At 57.5% G+C, this 21,839-nt stretch carries 23 protein-coding genes and 3 pseudogenes; 15 read left to right on the top strand and 11 right to left on the bottom strand.

From position 1 onward, the window contains the following. The first annotated feature begins 414 nt into the window (after nucleotides 1-414). The 8 genes and pseudogenes from JQ575_RS37420 to JQ575_RS45885 all read left to right on the top strand — a co-directional run bounded on the left by JQ575_RS37420 (nucleotide 415) and on the right by JQ575_RS45885 (nucleotide 6,636). The gene (locus tag JQ575_RS37420) at nucleotides 415-2,994 is read left to right on the top strand and encodes a GAF domain-containing protein (protein WP_212038199.1); all 2,580 of its coding nucleotides are present in this window, start codon (nucleotides 415-417) and stop codon (nucleotides 2,992-2,994) included. Between the two features lie 17 nt (nucleotides 2,995-3,011). Then, nucleotides 3,012-3,401: a response regulator gene (locus tag JQ575_RS37415; RefSeq protein ID WP_212038198.1), complete on the top strand. Its 390-nt coding sequence runs from the start codon at nucleotides 3,012-3,014 to the stop codon at nucleotides 3,399-3,401. 202 nt (nucleotides 3,402-3,603) lie between these two features. Beyond that, the gene (locus JQ575_RS37410) at nucleotides 3,604-4,089 is read left to right on the top strand and encodes an ABC transporter substrate binding protein (RefSeq protein WP_212038197.1); all 486 of its coding nucleotides are present in this window, start codon (nucleotides 3,604-3,606) and stop codon (nucleotides 4,087-4,089) included. Further along, nucleotides 4,065-4,568 carry an ABC transporter substrate binding protein gene (locus tag JQ575_RS37405; protein ID WP_212038196.1) on the top strand — a complete coding sequence of 168 codons (504 nt, stop codon included), beginning with the start codon at nucleotides 4,065-4,067 and terminating at the stop codon, nucleotides 4,566-4,568. Before JQ575_RS37410 ends, JQ575_RS37405 begins: the two co-directional genes overlap by 25 nt. A 202-nt stretch (nucleotides 4,569-4,770) precedes the next feature. Beyond that, entirely contained in the window at nucleotides 4,771-5,304 is a 534-nt protein-coding gene (locus JQ575_RS37400; protein ID WP_212038195.1) for an ABC transporter substrate binding protein, read from the top strand. Then, nucleotides 5,301-5,744, top strand: a complete 444-nt coding sequence (locus JQ575_RS37395; RefSeq protein WP_212038194.1) for an ABC transporter substrate binding protein — start codon at nucleotides 5,301-5,303, stop codon at nucleotides 5,742-5,744. The genes JQ575_RS37400 and JQ575_RS37395 overlap by 4 nt, the downstream gene beginning before the upstream one ends. A 385-nt stretch (nucleotides 5,745-6,129) precedes the next feature. Beyond that, nucleotides 6,130-6,303 (top strand): hypothetical protein, encoded by a 174-nt coding sequence (locus JQ575_RS37390; RefSeq protein WP_212038193.1) that lies wholly within the window; start codon nucleotides 6,130-6,132, stop codon nucleotides 6,301-6,303. Nucleotides 6,304-6,472: 169 nt separating this feature from the next. After that, a pseudogene (locus JQ575_RS45885) lies at nucleotides 6,473-6,636 on the top strand (GDCCVxC domain-containing (seleno)protein). Between the two features lie 1,349 nt (nucleotides 6,637-7,985). Here the strand turns inward: JQ575_RS45885 and ligD are convergent. From ligD to JQ575_RS37375, 3 genes and pseudogenes are all read right to left on the bottom strand, one after another. Beyond that, nucleotides 7,986-8,882 (bottom strand): annotated as a pseudogene (gene ligD / locus JQ575_RS37385) (non-homologous end-joining DNA ligase). Nucleotides 8,883-9,215: 333 nt separating this feature from the next. Next, on the bottom strand, nucleotides 9,216-9,440 hold the full coding sequence (locus JQ575_RS37380; RefSeq protein WP_212038192.1) for a hypothetical protein: 225 nt from the start codon (nucleotides 9,438-9,440) through the stop codon (nucleotides 9,216-9,218). A 682-nt stretch (nucleotides 9,441-10,122) separates the two neighbouring features. Then, nucleotides 10,123-10,629 (bottom strand): hypothetical protein, encoded by a 507-nt coding sequence (locus JQ575_RS37375; protein WP_249167159.1) that lies wholly within the window; start codon nucleotides 10,627-10,629, stop codon nucleotides 10,123-10,125. Between the two features lie 366 nt (nucleotides 10,630-10,995). Here JQ575_RS37375 and JQ575_RS37370 point away from each other — a divergent pair, with 366 nt between their 5' ends. Further along, the gene (locus JQ575_RS37370; protein WP_212038191.1) at nucleotides 10,996-11,187 is read left to right on the top strand and encodes a hypothetical protein; all 192 of its coding nucleotides are present in this window, start codon (nucleotides 10,996-10,998) and stop codon (nucleotides 11,185-11,187) included. A 730-nt stretch (nucleotides 11,188-11,917) separates the two neighbouring features. On the opposite strand, the gene JQ575_RS37365 is transcribed toward JQ575_RS37370, so the two are convergent. Then, entirely contained in the window at nucleotides 11,918-12,784 is an 867-nt protein-coding gene (locus JQ575_RS37365) for a VCBS domain-containing protein (protein WP_312016090.1), read from the bottom strand. Between the two features lie 475 nt (nucleotides 12,785-13,259). Here JQ575_RS37365 and JQ575_RS37360 point away from each other — a divergent pair, with 475 nt between their 5' ends. Further along, a complete protein-coding gene (locus JQ575_RS37360) occupies nucleotides 13,260-13,634 on the top strand; it encodes a hypothetical protein (protein ID WP_409364865.1) in 375 nt (124 codons plus the stop codon). A 267-nt stretch (nucleotides 13,635-13,901) separates the two neighbouring features. Here JQ575_RS37360 and JQ575_RS37355 read toward each other — a convergent pair whose 3' ends face one another. The 3 genes from JQ575_RS37355 to JQ575_RS37345 all read right to left on the bottom strand — a co-directional run bounded on the left by JQ575_RS37355 (nucleotide 13,902) and on the right by JQ575_RS37345 (nucleotide 15,047). Then, nucleotides 13,902-14,078 (bottom strand): hypothetical protein, encoded by a 177-nt coding sequence (locus JQ575_RS37355; RefSeq protein WP_212038189.1) that lies wholly within the window; start codon nucleotides 14,076-14,078, stop codon nucleotides 13,902-13,904. Nucleotides 14,079-14,330: 252 nt separating this feature from the next. Beyond that, nucleotides 14,331-14,510 (bottom strand): hypothetical protein, encoded by a 180-nt coding sequence (locus JQ575_RS37350; protein ID WP_212038188.1) that lies wholly within the window; start codon nucleotides 14,508-14,510, stop codon nucleotides 14,331-14,333. A gap of 333 nt (nucleotides 14,511-14,843) precedes the next feature. Then, complete coding sequence (locus JQ575_RS37345; RefSeq protein WP_212038187.1) at nucleotides 14,844-15,047, bottom strand: CsbD family protein; 204 nt, start codon at nucleotides 15,045-15,047, stop codon at nucleotides 14,844-14,846. 279 nt (nucleotides 15,048-15,326) lie between these two features. Here JQ575_RS37345 and JQ575_RS37340 point away from each other — a divergent pair, with 279 nt between their 5' ends. Both JQ575_RS37340 and JQ575_RS37335 read left to right on the top strand, forming a co-directional pair. After that, nucleotides 15,327-16,157 (top strand): transglutaminase family protein, encoded by an 831-nt coding sequence (locus tag JQ575_RS37340; RefSeq protein WP_212038186.1) that lies wholly within the window; start codon nucleotides 15,327-15,329, stop codon nucleotides 16,155-16,157. Nucleotides 16,158-16,274: 117 nt separating this feature from the next. Beyond that, entirely contained in the window at nucleotides 16,275-16,454 is a 180-nt protein-coding gene (locus tag JQ575_RS37335; RefSeq protein ID WP_312016089.1) for a DUF3606 domain-containing protein, read from the top strand. A gap of 104 nt (nucleotides 16,455-16,558) precedes the next feature. Here JQ575_RS37335 and JQ575_RS37330 read toward each other — a convergent pair whose 3' ends face one another. Then, nucleotides 16,559-16,789 carry a hypothetical protein gene (locus tag JQ575_RS37330; protein WP_212038185.1) on the bottom strand — a complete coding sequence of 77 codons (231 nt, stop codon included), beginning with the start codon at nucleotides 16,787-16,789 and terminating at the stop codon, nucleotides 16,559-16,561. Between the two features lie 62 nt (nucleotides 16,790-16,851). On the opposite strand from JQ575_RS37330, the gene JQ575_RS37325 reads away from it, so the two are divergent. After that, the gene (locus JQ575_RS37325) at nucleotides 16,852-17,232 is read left to right on the top strand and encodes a holo-ACP synthase (protein WP_212038184.1); all 381 of its coding nucleotides are present in this window, start codon (nucleotides 16,852-16,854) and stop codon (nucleotides 17,230-17,232) included. Nucleotides 17,233-17,935: 703 nt separating this feature from the next. On the opposite strand, the pseudogene JQ575_RS37320 reads toward JQ575_RS37325, so the two are convergent. Continuing rightward, nucleotides 17,936-18,558 (bottom strand): annotated as a pseudogene (locus JQ575_RS37320) (tyrosine-type recombinase/integrase). Between the two features lie 236 nt (nucleotides 18,559-18,794). Next, nucleotides 18,795-19,691, bottom strand: coding sequence for a LysR family transcriptional regulator (locus JQ575_RS37315; RefSeq protein WP_212038214.1), 897 nt, complete (start codon nucleotides 19,689-19,691; stop codon nucleotides 18,795-18,797). 137 nt (nucleotides 19,692-19,828) lie between these two features. On the opposite strand from JQ575_RS37315, the gene JQ575_RS37310 reads away from it, so the two are divergent. Both JQ575_RS37310 and JQ575_RS37305 read left to right on the top strand, forming a co-directional pair. Then, entirely contained in the window at nucleotides 19,829-20,800 is a 972-nt protein-coding gene (locus JQ575_RS37310) for a tripartite tricarboxylate transporter substrate-binding protein (RefSeq protein WP_249167157.1), read from the top strand. 21 nt (nucleotides 20,801-20,821) lie between these two features. Beyond that, nucleotides 20,822-21,610 carry a class I SAM-dependent methyltransferase gene (locus JQ575_RS37305; protein ID WP_212038182.1) on the top strand — a complete coding sequence of 263 codons (789 nt, stop codon included), beginning with the start codon at nucleotides 20,822-20,824 and terminating at the stop codon, nucleotides 21,608-21,610. Between the two features lie 48 nt (nucleotides 21,611-21,658). On the opposite strand, the gene JQ575_RS37300 is transcribed toward JQ575_RS37305, so the two are convergent. After that, nucleotides 21,659-21,839: hypothetical protein (locus JQ575_RS37300; RefSeq protein ID WP_212038181.1), on the bottom strand; the 181-nt coding region annotated here is incomplete at its 5' end.

The following is a 21,839-nucleotide window of genomic DNA, read 5'->3' as shown; positions in this document are numbered from 1 at the left end:
CTCGCGATCTCTAACGGTTCGCTCCGCGGCCTTCCGATGAGACCGTAACTTGCGACGCGGTCGAAGCGCTCTACAAACAATTGCAGCGGGACGTAAGCCGTTAATCACCGAATTGGCGGGCTGCGCAAGCGATAAGCGGACGCGCATGGCCTGGCCATTTTCACATAACACTACACATAATACTATAAGTGCGATGTTGCCTTGTGGCGGCACTTTTCGGACCTGACGCACCCTGATCGGGGATGTCCGCTGATCGGGGCAGAGCGGAATTTCGCGGCGCGATGTCAAAGTGACGCGAATGACCCGAAGCGGACATCGGACGGGCCGGTTAACTACGCGACCCCGGCTGATCCGCCCCTTCCAGAATGACGCTGTGTCCCGATAAGATGCCCTTCTTGACCTTGGGGGGCGGATATGGCGCGGCCATCAAGACCGGGCGGCAAGACGGGCCGCAACACAAACCCAGCAAAGGGTCGCAAGACGACCAAGACCAAGCCCCGCATTGCGCCAGTGGCCACCAGAGTTAAACGTCGTTCAATCTCCGAAGACCTGAAGGAAGCCCGCGAGCAGCAGGCGGCGACGGCCGAGATATTGAAGGTCATTGCCAGTTCGCCTGACGATGTGCAGCAGGTGTTCGACGCCATCGCCCACAGCGCCAAACGTCTGATCGGCGGGTTTTCCACTGCGGTCCATCGCATCATCGAGGACATCGATCACCTCGTCGCCTTCACTCCGACTAACCCGGAGTCCGACGCAGCACTCAAGGCCGCGTTCCCAAGGCATCTGAGCAAAGTGCCGGCCATCGCCTTGGGGGTAAGGAACGGCAAGACGGCGCAGGTTTCAGACAGCGAAACTGCAGACGCGAGAATCCGTGAACTTGGCCGGGCTCGCGGTTGGCGCAGCGCGACCTACACGCCGCTGATGGACCGGGGCACGTTCATCGGCTTCATCGTCTCCACACGGCGCGAGACGGGCATGCTGGCCGATCATCACGTCCAATTGCTGCGGACCTTCGCCGACCAGGCCGTCATCGCGATCAAGAATGTCGGACTGTTCAACGAGGTGCAGGCCCGCACTGATGATCTGTCCGAGGCCCTTCGGCAGCAGACCGCCACCGGCGACGTGCTTAAGGTAATTGCATCCTCGCCGACCGATGTCGGGCCGGCCCTCCAGGCCATCGTCGAGAGCGCCTGCGAGCTTTGTGAGGCGGACGATGCGCATGTTTCACTGAGGGATGGCAACGACCTGGTGTTCCTGGCGCACCATGGCTCGATACCGGTATCCTGGCAGCGGCAAGCCATCGACCGCGAAGGAATGGCCGGTGTCGCGGTGATCGACCGCGTACCGGTGCACGTACACGACCTGCACGGACCTGAAGGCGATCAATTCCCGCGCTCCCAGGAATACGCGCACCGGAGCAACGTACACACCGTGCTATGCATCCCCTTGCTCCGCGAAGGCGACAGCATCGGCGTAATCGTGCTGCGTCGCACCGAATTGCGCCCCTTCAGCGAAAAGCAAATCGCCCTGCTGCAGACGTTTGCCGACCAGGCAGTGATCGCGATCGGCAATGTGCGCCTGTTCGAGCAGGTGCAGGCAAAGACTCACGATCTTACCGAAGCCCTCGAGCAGCAGACGGCAACTGCAGAAGTGCTACAGGTTATCTCATCGTCGGCCGGTGATTTGGAACCGGTCTTCAACAAGTTGCTCGAGAACGCGACACGCATATGTGGCGCGAACTTCGGTACAATGACTGTCTATGAGGACGGTGGTTTTCGTTCCGTTGCCTTGTATAACGCGCCTAAAGCCTATGCAGATACTCAATTATATAAGGTTATCCGGCCTCACCCCGAGAGTGGCCTCAGGGCAATAGAGAAGACCCATCGGCCCGTTCATATCGCCGATCTAAGGGCCGAGCCGCCCTACGTTGCCGGAAATGCCAACGTTCGTGCGCTCGCTGACTTGGCGGGCGCACGAACACTCCTGATGGTTCCTATGCTGAAGGACCAAAAGCTGGTTGGCTCTATCACGATTTTCCGCCAAGAAGTGAGACACTTCACCGACAAGCAAACCGCCTTGGTGACAAACTTCGCAAGCCAAGCAGTCATCGCAATCGAAAACGCAAGGCTCTTGAACGAGTTGCGGCACCGTACCGAAGAACTATCGCGGTCCCTTGACGAGTTACGAACGGCCCAAGATCGTCTGGTACAAACCGAAAAACTCGCATCCCTTGGACAGCTTACCGCAGGCATCGCGCATGAGATCAAGAACCCACTGAATTTCGTCAATAATTTCTCCACGCTTTCGGCGGAATTGACCGATGAACTGAATGACATACTCAAGTCTGCCGCTCTCGGCGAGAAGATGCGGGAAGAAGTCGACGAATTGACTGGTCTGCTGAAGGATAATCTTGAGAAGGTCGTGCAGCACGGCAAGCGCGCAGACTCTATCGTTAAGAACATGCTTCTGCATTCGCGCGAAGGTGCTAGTGAACACCGGCCTGCGGATATAAATTCGCTTCTCGACGAGAGCCTCAATCTTGCCTATCACGGGGCTCGCGCCGAAAGATCTGGTTTCAACATCGCGCTGAAGAGGGAGTTCGACCCCGCCGCCGGAACGGCAGATATATATCCTCAGGAGATTACCCGCGTTTTGCTCAACTTGATTTCCAACGGTTTTTACGCAGCCACCAAGCGTGCCGTTGAACCCGGGGATGCTTACGAACCGATGTTGACGGTCGCGACGAAAAATCGCGGTGATAAGGTTGAAATTCGCATACGCGACAATGGTATGGGAATTGCACCCGAGATAAAAGAGAAGATATTCAACCCCTTTTTTACGACTAAACCCTCGGGTGCAGGAACTGGGCTCGGTCTTTCGATAAGCCACGACATCGTGGTGAAACAGCACCGTGGCACAATCGACGTCGATACCGAGCCGGGTTATTTTACCGAATTCATTATCATGCTGCCCCGAATAATATCGGCTCGATAGAGGACTGGAGGCATGACTTGAGCACCCATATTCTCGTCGTCGATGATGAGCCTGATGTCGAAAGCATGTTTCGCCAGCATTTCCGGCGCGATCTTCGTTCGGGCCGCTTCATCATGGAATTTGCGCTGTCCGCGCCAGCCGCACTGGACCGCGTGAAGGCTATCGCTGACCCTTCGCTGATTCTTATCCTTTCCGATATCAATATGCCCGGCATGAGCGGCCTTGAGATGCTACCGAAAGTGCGGGCCGAGCGACCGAACGTGCCGGTGATCATGATAACCGCCTACGGTGACGAGGACACCAAGCGACACGCGATTGCCCAAGGGGCCGTTGGATTGCTGACCAAACCAATTGATTTCACGTTGCTGCGCGAGGAGATCGACGCACGGCTAGAACAAGCGGCTTAAGTCCGAAATTTGATGAGGCGGGCTGACGAGGTCCGTTATCGGGGGTATAGCCGACATGCCGAACCGGCCGGGCGAGATCTGAGTTTGACCCAACTGCGACATTGGCATCACACGACGAAAATACTCTCGATACCGGTTTCTGCCCTATCAAAGCGTTCGCTCTCGCCGCTAAGATGCCGTCTCCTGAGTTTTGGGGGCGGACATGCAGCGCCGTGGTTTCATTACAATACTCGGCGGCGCTGCGACGTGGCCGCTTATGGCCCGGGCGCAGGGGGCCATGCCGGTGATCGGCTTTCTCAGCACCTTTTCGAGCCGCGCCAACGAAGCCGCCTTCCGGCGGGGTCTGGCCGAAGAGGGCTATGTGGAGGGCAAAAACCTCGCAATCGAAAAGCGCTTTACCAACTTTAGACCAGAGCTAATGAAGGAGGCTGCCGGCGATCTTGTTCGGCTCGAAGTGAACGTCATATTTGCATCACATCCAGAGGCGGTTGCCGCGGCCAGGAACGCAACGAGCAGCATTCCTACCGTTGCGGTAGACATGGAGAGCGATCCCGTTGCGATGAGATACATCAAGAGCCTTGCACACCCAGGCGGCAATTTGACCGGGGTGTTTCTTGATCTTCCGGAGTTGAGCGGGAAACAGGTTGGGCTGCTCAAGAGGAGATGGTTCCCGGGCTGTCTCACATAGCAATCTTTGGCATCCGCGGCCTCAACGCGGCGCAATTCGCAGCGGCTGCGTCGGCGGTACGGACGGTCGGGGTCGAAGCTGAAATTATTGAAGTGCAGGTCCCGGACGACTGGGGACGCGCCTTGGAGGCTGCCAAAACAAGGCAGGTCGAAGCCGGAATTTTGTTGTCGTCGCCTCTTGTCTTCATCTCTTCAAAGCAAATCAGCGAGCTTGCGCTGGCTAATCGACTCCCTCTCATTTCCTTGTTCGCCGAATTTCCAAAAGCGGGCGGTTTGATCGGTTATGGGCCGAGCATAGCCGCGATGGTGCAAAGAGCCGGGGTTTATGTTGGGAAAATCCTGCACGGTGCCAAGCCAAATGACTTACCGATACAGCGGCCGGAGAAGTTCGATCTCGTAATCAACCTCAAGACTGCTAAAGCGCTCGGCCTCGAAATGCCCGCGATGCTGCTCGCACGCGCCGATGAGGTGATCGAATGAAAACGGCGACTTCCGGTGGTGGCACTTAGAGACATGCCGACCGGCCCTGCGATGTCCGCTTCCGGCGGAAAGCCGGAAGTAGTCTGCCGACGACAAGTGACGCGATTGACCCGGAACGGACATCAAGCCAATTAATCCCCGACCGTGGTTCGCAAGGTGCTAAGGTTGAACGCGTGGGCTGCTCGACCCTTCGGAGGCTCCCATGCGACGACGCGAGTTTATTTCGGTTGTTGGCGGCGCAGTGGTTGCGTGGCCGCTTGCCGTGCATGCGCAGAAATCGTTGCCCCGGATTGGGTGGTTAGCCTTTGGCGACGCCAAAAAAATGGGACCGGTCGATCAGTCGTTGAAGGACGCACTTGCACAAGCCGGACTCATCGAGGGCCGCAACGTCGAAATCGTCTTTCGCTATGCCAACGGAATGCCGGATCGACTTGCGGCATTGGCCACCGAATTTGCCGCCCAAAGGCCCACCCTTCTGCTCGCTGTTGGCGGTGATGTTATCAAGCCACTGTTTGAGGCAAGTAAGGGGAGCATAGCCATAGTCGGCGGCGTTAGCGATAGCCCCATCCGGTCAGGAATTGCCGTGTCGCTTGCGCGACCAAGTAAGAACTTCACCGAGATCACGTTTCTTACGGATGAAATGGCGGCGAAGCGGATTGAATTGCTCAAGCAAGTGGCCCCCAACGTCAGGAAGGTTGCGGTGAATTTTATTCCCAGCATTTCGATGACGAAGTGACTTTTGCACGGCGCGGAGCCCAGTCGCTCGACCTTGAGCTAACGACCCACCCGATAAACAAGATCGCCGACCTCGATGCAGCACTGCAGGGGGTGGAAGCAAGCCGCGCTGATGGCCTGCTCGTCATTTCGTCACGCCTTACTGGCGTTGTTGCCGCTAAGATCGCACAACACGGCCAGGAGCGTCGTCTTCCAGTGATTGCGTCGTGGCGGGGATTCACAGACAGCGGTGCTTTGCTGTCCTACGGCCCGAGTCGGACTTTTGAGGCCAAACGTCTAGTGGGCTATGTGCAAAGGGTCTTAAACGGGGAGAAGCCGGCAGACTTGCCTATCGAGCAACCTGTGAAATTCGAACTTGTTATCAATCTCCAAACTGCCAAGGTCCTCGGGCTCACGGTACCGCCTTCATTGCTCGCCGGCGCTGACGACGTGATTGAATGAAGCGGCTGTCCACTGCAGCACAGGAGGTCCGTTCGCGGCAACTCTAAGAAGTGCCCGCCAATCCTGGGAATGTTTCCGTTCGGGTGGCTTTCGCGCGGAATGTGAGCCGCTCCCTGCCGGGCGGTTGTGCCATGTCCTGAGACGGATGAGGCGCCGTAAATCAGCTCGCGGTTTGATCACGCCGGGGGGGACGGACGTACTCGCATCGGCTGATCTGAATGGTTCCGGCCCGGAATTATCGGAGCCATTTCATCGTTCAGCCCGGCTGCTCGGTTAGCAGCAGGCGGACACGAATTTACTAGATAGAAACCATCTCAAATGATCCGAAAAACGTTAACGAAACAAGTTAGCCGTCTCGGCGTAAGTTTGTCGGAGGGCGCAGCTCATGACAAACCGCCAGCTTAGAGAGCAGGAAGTTCAGATCGCGCGTTATCAATTTCTGTCGCGCGAGGTAACTGACCCGCTTGCCGTCTGTTTGCTTCGAGTCATTGTCGAAGAACTTGAAGCCGACATGCGAAGGGATCGTGACGTGATTAGTACAGTTCCAGCTTCTTCTTGATTTCCAATGCTTTTAGCGCTGGCTGTAGCTGGGTCGTGCAGTCGAAATTTGTCTTGAGTTCTTTCAGCGGTAGCGGGAGCTGCACGCCGATCTTGCGGCCCAAGGGCCGTCGATGAAATCCTACAGACTTCGGACACCTCACGGCCTTCAGCACCAACCGACCGAGACAATGCGACCAATGCATGCCAGTTTTTCTATTACTGCGCCGGTTGCGGCACTCGCCTGAAACTCAACGCTTTCGACTGTTGCGTATTCTGCTCCTACGGGACCGTGCCGTGCCCGCCGATCCAGGCGAACGGCAAGTGGCTGCTAAGATCCCCACTGGAACCTTAACCGCCTCGTTTAGTTGCCCTCGGCATCACCGGCCAGAGGGAGCGCGCGTGCCGTGATGGAACAACCAAGTCTCACTTCGTACTCACTCGCAGCACGCATCTGTCTTACCGTTGCGATCCTCAGTACCGCTCTGCTCGCCACGGTGATTACGCGCGGCCTCGTCATGTAAGTAACTGGACAACGGGTTTAGACCAGGGCCTACATCATTGGCTCGGACGGCCGCACTCAACAACGCTTCGGCCTGACAGCCACCGACGAAGGCACGGCCTAGGAGCAGGCCAAGCGGTTAGTGGACGGCCACGACGTGAGAGCTATGGCAAGGCACCGTGAAGGTCGCGAAGTTCACTCGCAAACACTAGTCGGAAGTTCTTCGACCGGGAAAGAGTGTTCGCATGCGGAGAATGCAATCGGCCATGGTCGGAACAAAGCAGCGACCCGAGCATAAACGTCACATGGACAATTTGAACCAGCGCAAGGACGAAGCTCTCGTCTATCTCTCGCTAAGCACAGCAACGTTGATTGCGTGCTTCGCCATTGCGCTTGCGTTGTATTGAGGCCGCCTCAGTTGGCGGCCCCTCTCGTTTAATCGAATGCGTTGGTCGGCTGCATGGGCATTCACGCCTGCGCAGCTCGTGATCGCCATCGATTGCCGTAGTCCTACGGAGGAATTCTACATCGTTCCGACTGGTTTGGCGCGCATCGTTGCAAGATGATCGAATCAATTTCAAAAATTCGCGAGTGCGAGAATTGCAACGCTGAGATGATGCCACTCGGCAAGGACCAAACCGTTAACAAGGTGTTCGGTTGCTACGAGTGTAACCGCATTGAGTTCTAGACACACTAGAACCTCCTTCGTTGGCGGCCACTTTCATTCGTTGTTTTGCTTGTCACCATCATAATCGGTTGGCGTTGATGAATGGCGTAGCCTGCAACGGTCGAACATCGAGCGCGAGGTCGTCCAGCCGATCATGACGTTAGATCCAGGCCGGCTTTGTGGGCTGGCGCTTTCTTTGAACAGAAATGGCCCGTTGATTGAAGCGCGGGTGACCGCGTCAGTTGGTTTAGGCCAACAGATCAGCACCCGCTTCAGTGAACTTTCTCGATATGTATGTGAGCTGACGCACAGTGTTCGGTCGCGATTGGTCAGACAACGCGGTTTCCCGTGGATGCAGGTTCAGCCATGACCGAATCTGCCAAGCGGCGCATAACAGTTGATGTGATAATCCTAGCGGTCGGAGCGGCAATCTTGATCGTTTCTGCCTTTGTGGGCGTGCTATAACTGAAGGGGAGGCTTTTCGCGTTCTCAGGCAGCCGGCCCGCGCCTGTTCGAAGCTTGACGCGGCACCGCGTCAGAAGAACGGGTGTCGAACCTTGCCTTCGGCAGATTTCGCCCGGTACTCAATTTCGGCCAGTAGCTCCGGCTCGACCCAGATTCCCCGATGTGCGATGCGCTTGGAATAGGGCTGGGTTTTGCGTATCAGCGGCGTGGGACGTTGGCGCAACGCTGCCGCGGATGTTTTGTCGAAGCCATGGTCGACCTTACCGGCGTAGATCAGGTCGTTGCCCTTGCGTCGACCAAGATAGATGCCGTCCCAGTCGTTGCCGTCAAGTGCAAAGCCGGCAATCGTCAGCGTCTCGCGCTGGGCACAGGTCTTCTTGACCCAGTCGTTACCGCGGCCGGACGAATAGCGTCTGTCGCGTACCTTTGAGACGACGCCTTCGAGGCCGACCTTGCAGGCGCGCGCGTAGATCTCGGAGCCATCCGTTTCGAAGCTTTCGCTGAACTGAACCGACGTATTGGCGACCAGCTTCTTGAGATGCGTCTTGCGTTCGATCAGCGGTAGCTTCCGGAGATCGTAGCCATTGAGATAGAGCAAGTCGAACGCGACGAAAACGATTTTGTCGGACTTGCCCTTGAGTTCGTTCTGCAGAACGGAAAAGTCGGTCGTGCCATCGGCGGCCGGCACAACGATCTCGCCGTCGATGACCGCAGAGCCTGCACTGATATGCCATGCGTCGTTGGCAACTTTCTTAAACCGATCAGTCCAATCGTGGCCGCGGCGCGTGAAGACCTTCACCGCTTCGTTTGCGAGATGGACTTGAACGCGATAACCGTCGAACTTGATTTCGTGAATTCAGCGCTCGCCGGATGGCACCTTGTCGATCAAGGTCGCGAGCGCGGGCTCGATGAACCCCGGAAAAGGAGCCTTGACGCCGATCGCCGCTGGCTTCTTGCGTGGGGCCATCTCAAGTCCGCCGCCGATCAAGCAGCTCCTTCAAACCCATTGCTGTGAGCTTGAAGAGGTCCCCATCTCTTTCGATATAACCGCGTGCGACTAGGTCTATGACCTCCGCTTTCTTCGCCTGATTGAATGACGAAGCGGGGCCAATATCGCGTAGAACTGCAATTTGCCGGTCGGTTAGCATCGTCAGACCATGCGCATCGGCAGCGGTAGTTGGACGTCGCGGTAACGGCCTTCATAGCGGTCGGTGAAGTCCTGCAGCGGCACGGGAATATCCCGCATCTTCAGATCGCATCGACGGGGAGTTCCAACGCCGTCTCGCTGGACTCGGAGCTGTCATTTCTTCGCCTTGGGTCGGGCTTTTGTGGGCGGTGGCGCTGCAGCCTCGCGCTCCAGCCGCTCGGCCTTGAGACGGTCGCGGTTTTTTGAGAACGCCTTTTGCGCGATCTCGTGCTCGGTCATTGCCTTTTCGGCGTCGACTTGGCGGAATGCCTTACGCGCTTCGCGCTCGGCTTTGCTGATCGGCTTCTGTGGTTCAGCTTTGCCCGGTGTCTTCGTCATTTCTTAGCCCTTCAGCCAAGATCTCGACAAGCCGCAGTTTTCCGCAATCAGAGTGGGCGATCAAGCGCGCGGAGGGCTCGTCCGGGGTGCGGTTCCCCGAAGTTCTGCAGCCGCCGCATCGGTGCGCCGCTCTCTTGTTCATCTATTGGGTGGTGCAGCCACGAACAAGGTTCTAGGAGCGGACTTGTCTGCGATGTGGGAGACGTTCCACGGTGATAATAGAAAGAACACAGCTACCAACGCAGTTGCACCCATTACCGCTAGCACAGTCGTACCCAGTCCCAGATCCGGACTAGAATTGCACTCTTCCTGCATTATTTCTCCAAACGCCCCTGATGTTCAACGAACAGCACCAGGGAAACGTTCCTCCGGAACGAGCGCGATATCCTGCAAGCGGAGCGAAGCTGATCCTCGCCAGAACCCCTCGATCGATGGTTTCACGGTCGGCGCGCCCCGTGCGCAGATCCTGAGGGGCTTGGCAAATCGCTGGATCAGTCCGTCGAATCTCGACTTCGGCGCACTAATCGCACCTGCTCAATTCTGTTACACAGGTCACAGCGATATTGAATGATGTCAATTCCTTCAGCGTCGGGGGAGCTTTTTTCGAGCCTCATTGTTTGATTGCATACGATGCAGCTAACGAGATCGATAAGCGGGCTTTTATCGTCGTTGCCCGCCGTGCTCACTTCCCCTTCGCCTTCGGCTGATCAAGGCGAGCCTGACGAAACTCCGGAGGCCTCTTGGTTAGCCGCCGTCTGCGCTGGGCTTGTTCTTCAGGGGCGGCCGCGGGATCGATAATCTTTTCGATCGCCTTCGTGGCAAGCTCCTGAGCGCGCAACCTCCGGCCCGGCTTGTCGGCCGGCCGAGCATGCGCTTTGACCTTCGTCCCTAAGCTGTCGATTGCCTCAACGGCTAAGTCCGCAACGAGAGCGGCGCTGAGTCGCCCGGTTGGCCTCGATTTCGCCTTTACAGTGAGCCCCAGCTCGACCAGCCGACGGAAGGCGTCAGAGCGGCTGGTTTTGTTGGTTTCTGCCCAAGCCTCAACCGCTGCGATCAGGGCAGGCGGCATCCTGGCAGCAATATGTGGATCTCTGCCACCTTTGATAGCAGGTCGACCGCGCCTTTTTGGTGCAACCGCACTTGATTTTTTCATATATTTGGTTGTACCATAAATCTGCTTGAAAACCAAGCGGCCCGCGACATGTTGCCACGACGCCGGCAAGTGAGGCGGGGAATATCGCCGTCCACCCGCCAAAAACGTCGTGACGCTAGTTTGGGATGGCCCTATCAGCCTGAAGGGTAAGCCCGTCGGCCTACGCCGGCTTTTTTTTCGTTGCCCTTGCACCGATCTCGTCAGGAACGTCTTCGCCCGTCCGCGGTTAGTGCAACCGGAGACGGAATCACGCGAGGAGCGGGACAGTCCCGGCTAAAGGTCATGCGGTGTAACGCCCGCATGGCCTTAGTCATATGTGAAGAAAGACCGGGAGTAACACTTTGCCCTATAAAGTGGTCGCAGAACGCGGCGGATGGCCAGCACGTGGAGGCGGAGTGGGATATGGCCAATGGTCGCTATCGGGTCTTGCTGAAGCATCCGCATCGGCCAACCGAACCGGGGCAATGGTTCGACGTGCCGTACTCCGTCATAATCGAAGAGCCGAATCTCAGCGGCATCGCGATGGTTTGGTGGGCGCCGTCTTACGATAGCCGCGATGGAAGTATGACCCCTATGTGGCAGCACCATTATTGAGCCAGAGTGTGTTTGCTCCTGACGGAGAGTTCACATTCGCTTCGGTATTGAACGCTTCCTACAGCAATCACGTTGCCCTCGGACGGCACTGGTGTATTCTCAGATACTGGTCAGCAACTGGAAGGGTCTTACACGAGCGAAACTGTATCTGTCGGTGATGTTGATGAAGATGGAGATCTAGATTTCGTCGATGTAACGAGCGGAAGCAACAGCCCGGACAGAATCTGGTTAAACGATGGGACGGGCACGTTTTCGGCCGGCGCCTCCATCGGTCAAACACATAGCTGGGACATTGCGTTAGGCAATCTTGATGGCGATGGGCCGCTCAGCGCGGCGCAATCCCATGTTCTAGACGTGCTGGCAAACGACTCAGATGTTGACAGATACCGTCCATGAGGTCGAGCACGACGGCTACCGGCTGTTCATCGCGAGGGCACAAGCGCGTGCGTCTGTTCACACGGAACGGTTTCGACTGGAGTGTTCTCTACGCCTAATCCTCAGTACGACGGGGGAATTTGGCAGGATGAGCACGCAGCAAATGGAAATCAGCAGGTTCGAAATTTCTTCCGTGCTCGTCGGTGATAGAAGTTTTCCAACCTTCTTCGATGAAGATTTTGGCCTTGGCTACAGCGATAAGGGCACTCTCTCTTGTGCTTCGTATAGTTTCGTCGCGATGGAGATGTCGACGCAATCATCGCATCAGTCTACGCTGGAGATAATAGGGTTCTCTTCAAACGCCATCCAAATCGGCGTGCGTATTACTCGGCTCCCCGGGCAGCCAGTTGGAGTAGACTGGGATGGCTGAGCCGTTATCCCAAAATACTTGACCAGCTTCGGGTCCAGTCTGCCAATTCCAGACCCCCTCGGTGGCGGTATCGCTCCCGCCGATCCACATGCTTCGGTCAACAATCGGTTCAATCCCTGGGTTGATTGGCAAACCGGTGCTCGTGACACTGCCCGGGTGCCCCGCGTCGATGTGATCCCAGATGAATTGGTTCTCTTGGGCGGTTGTTACCGTGGCAAGATACCCGCCGGCAACCGTAGCTGCGTCACGCGCGTCGAACCAGTTCTTTGCAACCCCCTCAAACCGGTACCAGTGGCCATTCGCGCTGTTGAAGTAGAACCCCGCGTCCTCCAGCTGGATCGCATCTAGGCTGTCGCCTGTCGCAACCGGCGCGTCGTTCGTGCCGACAAGATTAACCGTAATGCTTGTAGTAGCGCTTCCGCCGAGATCGTCCGAAACTGCGTAATCGAAATTTTCTACCGATTTTTCCCCGTGAGATAAGCCAACGAAAGCCGATGTTGTCGGATCGTAAACTAGCACCCCGTTGGTTAAAGTAACTGACGCACCCGAAGCAAGAACTACGGTGTCAAACTCGGAAATTAATAAGCCATTGATGTGAGTAACCTTCAGAGTCCCGCTGTTCGCGCTGGTGGCTGAGACCGATGTGACGTTCAGGACAGCGCCGTCGTCCACGTCCGTGTCGTTGGCGAGCAGGCGCGAGGCTGCGAAGGACCGGGGTGTGTCCTCATCTGTGAAAGCGCCGTCCCCAGGCCGGCCGCCAACCTCGACGAAGGGGCTCGAAAACCACGTTATTTTCTACGCTAATAATGGGATTTGGTACGACTACCAAGGAGGCAATTTGGCGTAGTTGGCGCAAGGACTCAAGTTACCGAGAAAATTCGGGCCGACGCGATAAACCCACCCTGGTGGCAGAGGTTGTTCTCATAACAGCCGTCCGCGTCGCGCAACGGGTCAGCTATCTGTCCCCCACGCCACATTCTGCCCGGCTGTCGTTAAGTATGGTGCGTTCCCGCGCATCGCGATCAGGTCAACGTCGATCGATGCGGAAGCAACCGAAGATCGCCTTGACCAACCGCTTGCGTTCCGGTCCCGCCGGCACTCGACATCTCGCCCCATGGATTTACCGGCGGTGCCGCGCGACAATAGCCGATGGGTTCGGTCTCGAAAGAACGGCTGTTCGGCGCGAGCATCAAGGCGGCCGAGGAACGCGCCAGGGACGCGCGCAAGATTGCCGATGCGGCCGCTTGCGAGGCATGGAATATTGCGCATGAAAGGCTATGGCGGGCTCGTGCAGCCATCGCCGTCGCTCGGTGACGCGCTCAACGCCGGCTATCGCTACCTCGAAGTGAAATGCGACGGCTGCAACACGCATAGCGCCGTCGATTTGACGATCATCCGGCGGCCGAAAGAAACCCCAATTTGGCAACTGGAACGCCGGATGCGCTGCAAGCCGTGCTCGGAACAGCGCGGATATGCCTATAAGCGCGGGCACCTGGTGCGGCTGCGAAAAAGCCCGGTCACCACGAAAAACGATGGCGAGCCGTGGTATCCGGGCGCCAGCGCGACCGCAATTGACGATGTTCACGGCGCTCGCGACGACCGTCCGACTCATGAGGCCCTGTTAGCCGGCCTTACCCCATGAACACAGCAACGGACAGCACCCGCCAGGCCGGCTTCCTGGCTCGGTTTCTGTTTGATCTGGGTCAATTCTGTCTCTGATTGGCCGGGTCCAAAATCGGCGGATGGACCGCCGCCGAAGACTGGGTACAAGTCGCGGGATACGCAACGCTTATCCTGACGATGGTGGCGCTCGATATTGTTTCGGTTTCGGTGATCTTCCCGCAGCCTTGACCGGCTTATCGGGCCGCGCGGGCCGCACCGCGAATACGATTGCGCGCGATTAGCTGCCCTACTTCGTAGCGCTTGCTTTCATCGCGCGCTCAACTTCGTCGGCCAGGCGGTTAAGGTGTTCGTGTAGCCGGTTGAACATCTCGCGTTTGGTCCGGTCTGTGGCGAGGTCGCGTATCAGAGCAGCCTCGGCGGCATCCTTCCGCAGTTTTTCAATCGAAGCCTGATAGTCCTTCATCGACGCGGCCCCCTATTGCCGTTACGACCGCAAATGCAATCCGCATACCTCATTTCGAGGGCGACAGTTTCTTGCGGGCGTCTCTCACAGTGGGAAACGGCGTACCCAGCTTTCGGGCTCGGTTGCGAACAGAAGCAATAGAACAGCGAAAAATTGACGCAGCCCGCGTGGCAGACACGCCATTGGCGATTAGCGATTTCAATCGCTCGCCGTCTTCAACAGTCCAATGTCTGTTTCTCAACGGCGGCATAGCTAACTGTTGAAATGTCGAAACGTGGCTATCCTGCGCGTGCCTAACCACAGTTCAACGTCGTTCCCATCTGCGAGAAGCTTTGCGCGCTCTCTTGCGGTGTCTTCGTCTTCGCAAATCAACTCGACCCGGTGCTTGATATGACCTTCCCGGTCCAGCAAATAAGCGCGGTAATTCAGCATTCTGTGCATCCCGGCGGGTAAGCACTTTAAGATTAGAACTGGTCTAAACTGGTGTCTATATCCACCACTCGGCCACCCCCAGGAAACGCGCCGTAAAATTACGGAATGATGAAAATGTCTGGCAGTTTGGGCCATCGCGGTTTGTAAGCGCGACCCCTTGCAGGTGCCAGGGACAGCGCCCCTTAGCTCTTCCTTCCGCGAAGGATCGTTACCGAAGGCCTCTTGGCCCGGCACGCTTGTGCGTAGAGCCTGGTCAGCTTGCTGACGCGACACGCAACCCTTAGACGCACTGACAAAAAAAGCCCCGCCGAAGCGGGGCATTCTAAGTGGATGTCACCAGGTCTGGCGGCCGTACCAGTCGTCCATTTCCTTTTGCGCGCGGTCCTTCGCATAGCCGTAGCGCTCCTGGAGCTTTCCTTCGAGCTGGTCCTGTTTGCCGTTGATGACATCAAGGTCATCATCGGTCAGTTTGCCCCACTGCTCCTTCACCTTGCCTTTGACCTGCTTCCAATTTCCTTCGACCCGATTCCAGTCCATGGCGTCCTCCTTGGGTTCGGTTATCAATTAACGAGGTTCCGAATTTTTCGTTCCGTTCGTTGACGTTGCGTTTTGCATCCATTTTCCACACACCGCTCACAGGAACTGGCCACGCGGTAGGAGCCGAACGCGCAATCCAAGTACGTCCCGTTCTGTACAAAAGTGAACCCAACCGCATCGCCACGCGGCTTACATTTTCAGCAGACTTCCGCAGGAACCAACCCGGAGACATTCGATTAATCGAGGCCATTCACCACGAAGCAAGATCAGGAGAGACAGTTGATCATCCGGGCAGGCTACGAAATCGCATTCGACTGTTATCAGGAAGTCCCAATGGTGCTGCTCCTGTCGGTGCATCCGTCACGCCATAAAGACCTCCTGAGCGAACATAAGATAGAACTTTCGCCGCAGCTCTCTTCACGCGACGGCATCGATCCCTTTGGCAATGTCTGGACCAGATTTGTGGCGCCGCCTGGCCGGGTCGGAATCCGCAATGACTTCCTGATCAACGATTCCGGCCTGCCGGATGATGTTGCGCCTGGTGCGTGCCAATGGCCGGTAAACGAGCTTCCCGATGATGTCCTGCCCTTTCTCTATGGAAGCCGTTACTGCGACACCCAGCGCCTAACAGAACTCGCCTGGTCGCAGTTCGGGGCAATCGCAGGAGGCTGGCAGAAGGTGCAGGCCGTCTGCGATTATGTTCACCAACGGATTCAGTTCGGCTACCATCACGCTCGCGGCGACCGCACGGCGTCAGAAGGCCACGAAGAGCGGGTGGGGGTCTGCCGTGACTTTGCCCACCTGGCCGTCACGCTCTGTCGCTGCATCAACATTCCCGCGCGTTACTGCACGGGCTATCTCGGCGATATCGGTGTGCCCAAAGACCCTGCACCAATGGATTTCAGTGCCTGGTTTGAGGTTTTCCTGGACGGGAAATGGTTCACCTTCGATGCGCGCCACAATGTTCCCCGTATCGGCCGGATCGTTATCGCCCGCGGCCGTGATGCGGCAGATGTCGCCATCTCGACCCAGTTCGGCAATGCGGCCCTGGCCCGGTTTGTTGTGATAACAGAGGAAGTGAACTCCCATGCCCTGAGCCGGGCCGCCTGATCGTCATGCTGAGAGAGCTGGAGATTGCGTAAATTTCATGCGGCCCGCCGGAACCCCGCCAGTTGGCTACCGTTCTATCCGCAACGAGAGCGCCTATGCCTCTCAGGGAGATCCGTCGTGCAGATCCGTAAGCCCACTATGTTTCGCAACGCCATCGATTTACGGGACAAGATCCAGGTAAGGGTTTTACGAAAACGGCTCAAGCTCTCTGCCCCAGAGTTGGGTGAGATTGTCCGCAAGACTGGCAATTCGCTTGCGGCTATCACCAAGGAAGCTGGCGCCACGCGGCCTCGTTAGGCCTTTCCTGCGCATCTTGCTTTTCCCGGGTGTGTGTTGGCAGAGAACACCGATCGTGCTCATCAACGTAAGAAATGCCCACTCAGGGGCATTTCTCGCCGATCTCAGAACCGGTCAGCCTCCTTGCGTTCCCGAATGACCAGCCGGCCGCTGACAGGCACGGCAACCAGTTCAACATTGAACCCCTTGCCATCGTCATGCGGCCACACACCGCCGATCTTGGTCCAGAACGCGCTCTCTCCGTCGCTAGTGACGACAAAGGCTTCGTGGGTAGGCTTCTTGGCCTTCGAGGTTGACTTGATAGCCCTGGTATTCTCCCGTTGATGATGCAGCATGCGACAGACCGGTCGGAGACAAAAACGTTTCCTGTGCCGGTGGGTGCCGACATGCGGGGTGATTGAGCGTAGGGGTAGGCGATGACTGGATCGACGAGGTGTTCACAGCTGACGAGCGCAAGCTGTGCGAGCGGGGCATAGATCCTACCTTGCTGCTTGCCCGTGGTTTCAGCGGCAAAGAGGCTTGTCTCAAGGCGCTGGGTACGGGGCGGACGGCCGACATCGACTGGCACGACATTGAGGTCTTGCAAACCGACCCTTCAGCCTCCCTGCGGCTCTCGGGCGGTGCTCTTCAAGAGCTGCAAGGACTTACGCCCGCGAGCTACGAGCCTGTCCTGCATGCTTGCTTCGGGTGCAGGGATCGCGCAAGCCATCGTCACGATTTCGGCGGTCCTGCAGCGGTGACAATCGCTCCTGTTCGATCCGAAACTGCCGATCGATAACAGCTCAAAATCAGCCAATAGACCTTGGACTTCAAACATAAGACGATCAAATATCGTGGCTTGTCGGGTTGGGCGGGAACTTGACTTCAGCTTCCGCTCAAAAGCCGACTTGGCCTGACCGGCCGCTGCTGGCGGCTAGTGTTGAAAAAGTCGAAAATCGAGGAACTCCGAAAATCTCGCAGATGTCGATCTCTTTCCCACGGCCACATCGCTATTGGCGCCATTACGCAGGTCTGTGATCGATTCTGGATAAAACGATTTGGTCCCTCACATCGCAGCGCATAAGACGCACGAGCGGCCCTCAGAATTTTCAGTCAACAGCTAAAAAGGACTTTTTCAATACTATCGGCGCAAAGCGGCCGGTGAGATGTGTGAGACTTGATCTAACTAGCTTTCGCTGGCTGGACCTAGCTTAAACTTGCCCATGATGGATTGGAGCGAGAATTTAGGTTTTTCAATTAGTTAGAAGGCGACGTGTGCACGCCGTGTGCACCGGGAAATCGAAGAAAATCTAGCGACAGCCAAAGTGAGCAGGATGAACTGAACGTGCTGCGGTGTCGGCGGCGGTGCGAGCGGAATGGTCTCGCTCGGCAAGCCACTGTGTTTCGCCGGCCAATTGCCCAGGATTCGCGGATTGAACGATTATGGAACGACCGCTTCTGGCGCGAAAGCGACCACCGGCGCGGAAGCCGGTGGTCGACAATCAGAGTTCAATCTGTTCGGCAATATTCAAGGCGTCGTCCACCTCAATTCCGAGATATCGGACGGTGCTTTCCAACTTGGTGTGTCCCAGAGAAGTTGGACTGCACGCAGGTTGCCGGTCTTCCGATAAATCTGGGCAGCCTTCGTGCGACGCATCGAGTGCGTGCCGTAAGACGCTGACTCTAAGCCGATGCTTTGAACCCAGCGATGCACGAGCCGCCCATATTGGCGGGTTGAAATATGAGGACTTGCATGAAGCCGGCTGGGGAAGAGATATCGCGAACCTATAGTCCGGAGCATTGGTAGCCAAGCCTCTACGGAATTCCTCGACTGCTCCGAGATCTCAAGCTGAACCGGTCGTCCAGTCTTCTTTTGGACAATAGTCGCTCGACGCCTCACATTTGTTCCCAAGCAAATGTCCTCTAGCCGCAGTTTGACCAGGTCACAGCCGCGAAGTTTGCTGTCGATTGCTAAGTTAAAGATTGCAAGGTCACGCTTGGACCGCGCGATTTCTAGACGGACTCGAATTGACCATACATGCTTGGGCTCCAGAGGTTTCTTCTGGCCGACGAGCAATCCTTTGTTCCAAGGTTGTCGGCCTCGAGCGACGGGGCGTGCGGGCATACAGGATCCTCCGCCATCCCACCCTCCGCGCCGCTCTATCGCGAGTGACTGACTTATAGCCGACTGAGCGTTCAGGCGTTGCCTATGTATATGCTCATGATCGGCCGCTTATGGCGCGAAACGGACACTCGCGCCGAAAAGTGCCAAGAGAAGACTCTTTTCGAAACTCGTAACGGACGTTCGCTTCTAGCAGGCAGTCTGCTCCCGTAAATCACTCCGCTCACTGTCCTCGATCATCAAGACACCAGTGTGCCCGGCCTCAAAAACTCGACCAGCCGTTGGGCGTGTGCGGGCAGGGACCCGAAACTTCGCACGCAAATGCTTAGTGGGCGAAGAGCCCAGCTGTCCGTCAGGGGAATGACGCGGATAGCCATCGACTGCTGGGATCGCCGAGCTGCCGTTTCAGGCAGAATGGCGAGACCAATGCCCTTTTCGACCATCTGACACATCAACGTGGATTCGTTGAGGCGGATGCGCAGCTTAAAGCGGCGTCCGGCACGGAAGGCATGATAGTTCAACAAGTCCTGCATCGGGCTGCCCACGGCAAAGCCGATGAATTCATGGTCGAGAGTTTCGCGGAATGCAATTTTGCGATGCCGGCTGAGCGGATGCCGCAGTGGCGTCACTAGGACCAGGCGGATCTCCGCGAATGGAAAACTGTCCAGCTCCGCGCCTGGATCGACGGTCTCCCCGACAATGCCGATATCGCCGCGACCCGCGGCGATTGCTCTAATAATCTCGCCGCTTCCATGATGCTCAAGGTCGACGTCGATATTCGGATGGGCAGAGAGAAAGGCCGCCAGGGGTACGGGAAGAAATTCCATTGCGCCGATATTGGACAGCAAGCGCACATGTCCCGCCAACCCGTTCCCGAAATTGTCCAGGTCACCGCGCATTTGCTCCAGCTGCTGCGAGACAATCCACGCGTGATGCAGGAGCACCGTTCCTGCTAAGGTGAGCCGAATCCCCCGGCGGTTCCTTTCCAGGAGCGGGGCGCTGAGCGCATCTTCCATGGCGCGGATACGCTCACTCGCCGACGCCAGGGTCATATTCGCGCGAGCGGCCCCGTGCGTGATGCTGCCAGCTTCGGCGACGTGCACGAACAGGCGCAGGTCGGTCAGATCAAACCTTATGGACATCGTCAGGAACGTACCTTCGGCTGCGCCTGAGGCACACTTAGCACATTCCGCATTGTGCGTCTCTTGTCGCGCATACAGGGTCGGGGGCGTGGACATCCTATCTTGGGCACCGCAGGACAAGGAGAATGACGATGAAGCCAATCGGCACCGCCATAGTCATGGCCGCGTTCGCGCTTGCTGCCGGTGCCATTCCGGCGGCGGCTGCTTTTCCGGAACGAGCGATTACTTTGATCGTTCCGTTCGCCGCCGGTGGCCCCGGCGACACGGTCGTACGCCTCATAGGGGCGCATATGGCCAGAACGCTGGGCCAACCGATTGTCGTGGAGAATGTTGCGGGTGCTGGCGGCACGAGCGCCATCAGCCGAGGTGCGCGAGCAGACGCAGATGGATACACCATCATGCTGGGCAATATGGGAACACATGGTGCAGCGCCGGCGCAGTATCCCGACCTGAAATACAATCCTGCCAAGGACTTTGCTCCCATCGGACTGATGGTTACCACGCCGATCATGATCGTTGCCCGGAAGACATTTCCAGCCCGCAATCTCCGCGAGTTCGTCGACTATTTGAGAAACAACCAGGACAAGGTAGTCGAAGCGCATGCCGGCGTCGGCTCGGTTTCTCACACGACGTGCACTCTTCTCCAATCAATCATGGGGACGAAGACTGCCCGGGTAGCCTACCGCGGCACGGGGCCGTCCATCAATGACCTGATTGCGGAACACGTCGATTTTGGCTGTGACCAGATTGTAAACGTAGCGCCGCATATTCAGGCGGGCACGCTCAAGGCGTTTGGTGTCGCGACGGCCAAACGTTCGGCGGCCATGAAGGATGTCCCGACGACCAGGGAAGGCGGCCTGCAGGAGTTCGAGGTCTCTGCCTGGATTGCGCTATTTGCACCGAAGGGTACGCCACAACACGTGGTCGGCAAATTGAACGACGCGCTTGTCAAAGCCCTTGATGACGAAGGCACACGCGCGCGACTGCTCGATCTTGGCAGCGAGATCCCGGACCGGGCCGGGCGCGCGCCTGACGCGCTGCAGGAATTAGTCGTTCGTGAGGTCGCCCGTTGGACGCCGGTGCTCAAGGCCGCCGGTCAATGAACTACGCAGCGAGGTTGCCCAATGTCCGCACCGACGATCAAGTTCGATGACGGCGCCGTCTATGAACGGATGATGGGCAAGTGGAGTGGACTAGCCGGACGCGCTTTTATTGAATGGCTCTCGCCCCCGCCCAATTTGCGATGGATCGACATCGGTTGTGGCAATGGCGCGTTTACGCAGTTGCTGGTCGAGCACTGCGACCCGGCGATCGTCGAAGGCGTGGATCCCTCGGAAGCTCAGCTGGCCTTTGCACGAGAGCGGCTGGCGGCACCTGTCGCGAAGTTTCGACAGGGCGATGCAATGGCATTGCCATTCGCCGATGGCACCTTCGATGCGGCCGTTATGGCGCTTGTTGTGTTTTTCATTCCGGATCCTGCCGGGGGAGTCACTGAAATGGCTCGCGTCGTACGGCCGGGAGGTCTCGCGGCCGCTTATAGCTGGGACGTCGTCAGCGGCGGCGCCCCGTCGGAGGCCATCATTATCGAGATGAAAGGCATGGGGCTTACACCACTGCGGGCTCCTAGAGCGGAAGCTTCGACGCCCGAAGGACTACATGCGCTGTGGACACGGGCGGGGTTCGCCGATGTCGAAGCGCGTGTTCTTCGCACGCGACGAATTTTCGACGATTTCGAGGACTATTGGTCTACGACGATCGCGGCGCCCAATCTCGCTCCAATGCTCACAACGATGGCGACAGCCGACGTGACGCAACTCAAGTCTCGGGTTCGTGAGCAGGTGCCTGTCGAGGCGAATGGGCGTGTCTCGATCGAGGCGCACGCCAATGCGATCGTCGGCCGTCGGCCCGGATAGGACTGTCGATCTCTCTTCCGCTGCTCCCTCCAGAAACTGCCAACCTCTCTACTTGCCGCCACGAGGTTCTGGGCGCGACCGCTTGTGGCCGATTGTGTTGAAAAACTCGGTGTTGAAGCCGACCGTGATCGCTGATTCATTCCGTCCCGTCTGGGCGGGAGATCGAATCGATGATGGGTCCGCGGCAGGTTGATCAGGCCCCGCTGTTTTACGAGTTCTCACTTGAGCG

It is taken from the genome of Bradyrhizobium sp. JYMT SZCCT0428 (assembly GCF_018131075.1).
Lineage (GTDB): Bacteria > Pseudomonadota > Alphaproteobacteria > Rhizobiales > Xanthobacteraceae > Bradyrhizobium.
The sequence above is the reverse complement of the archived record's forward strand: the minus strand, read 5'-3'. Positions and strand labels throughout refer to the sequence as shown.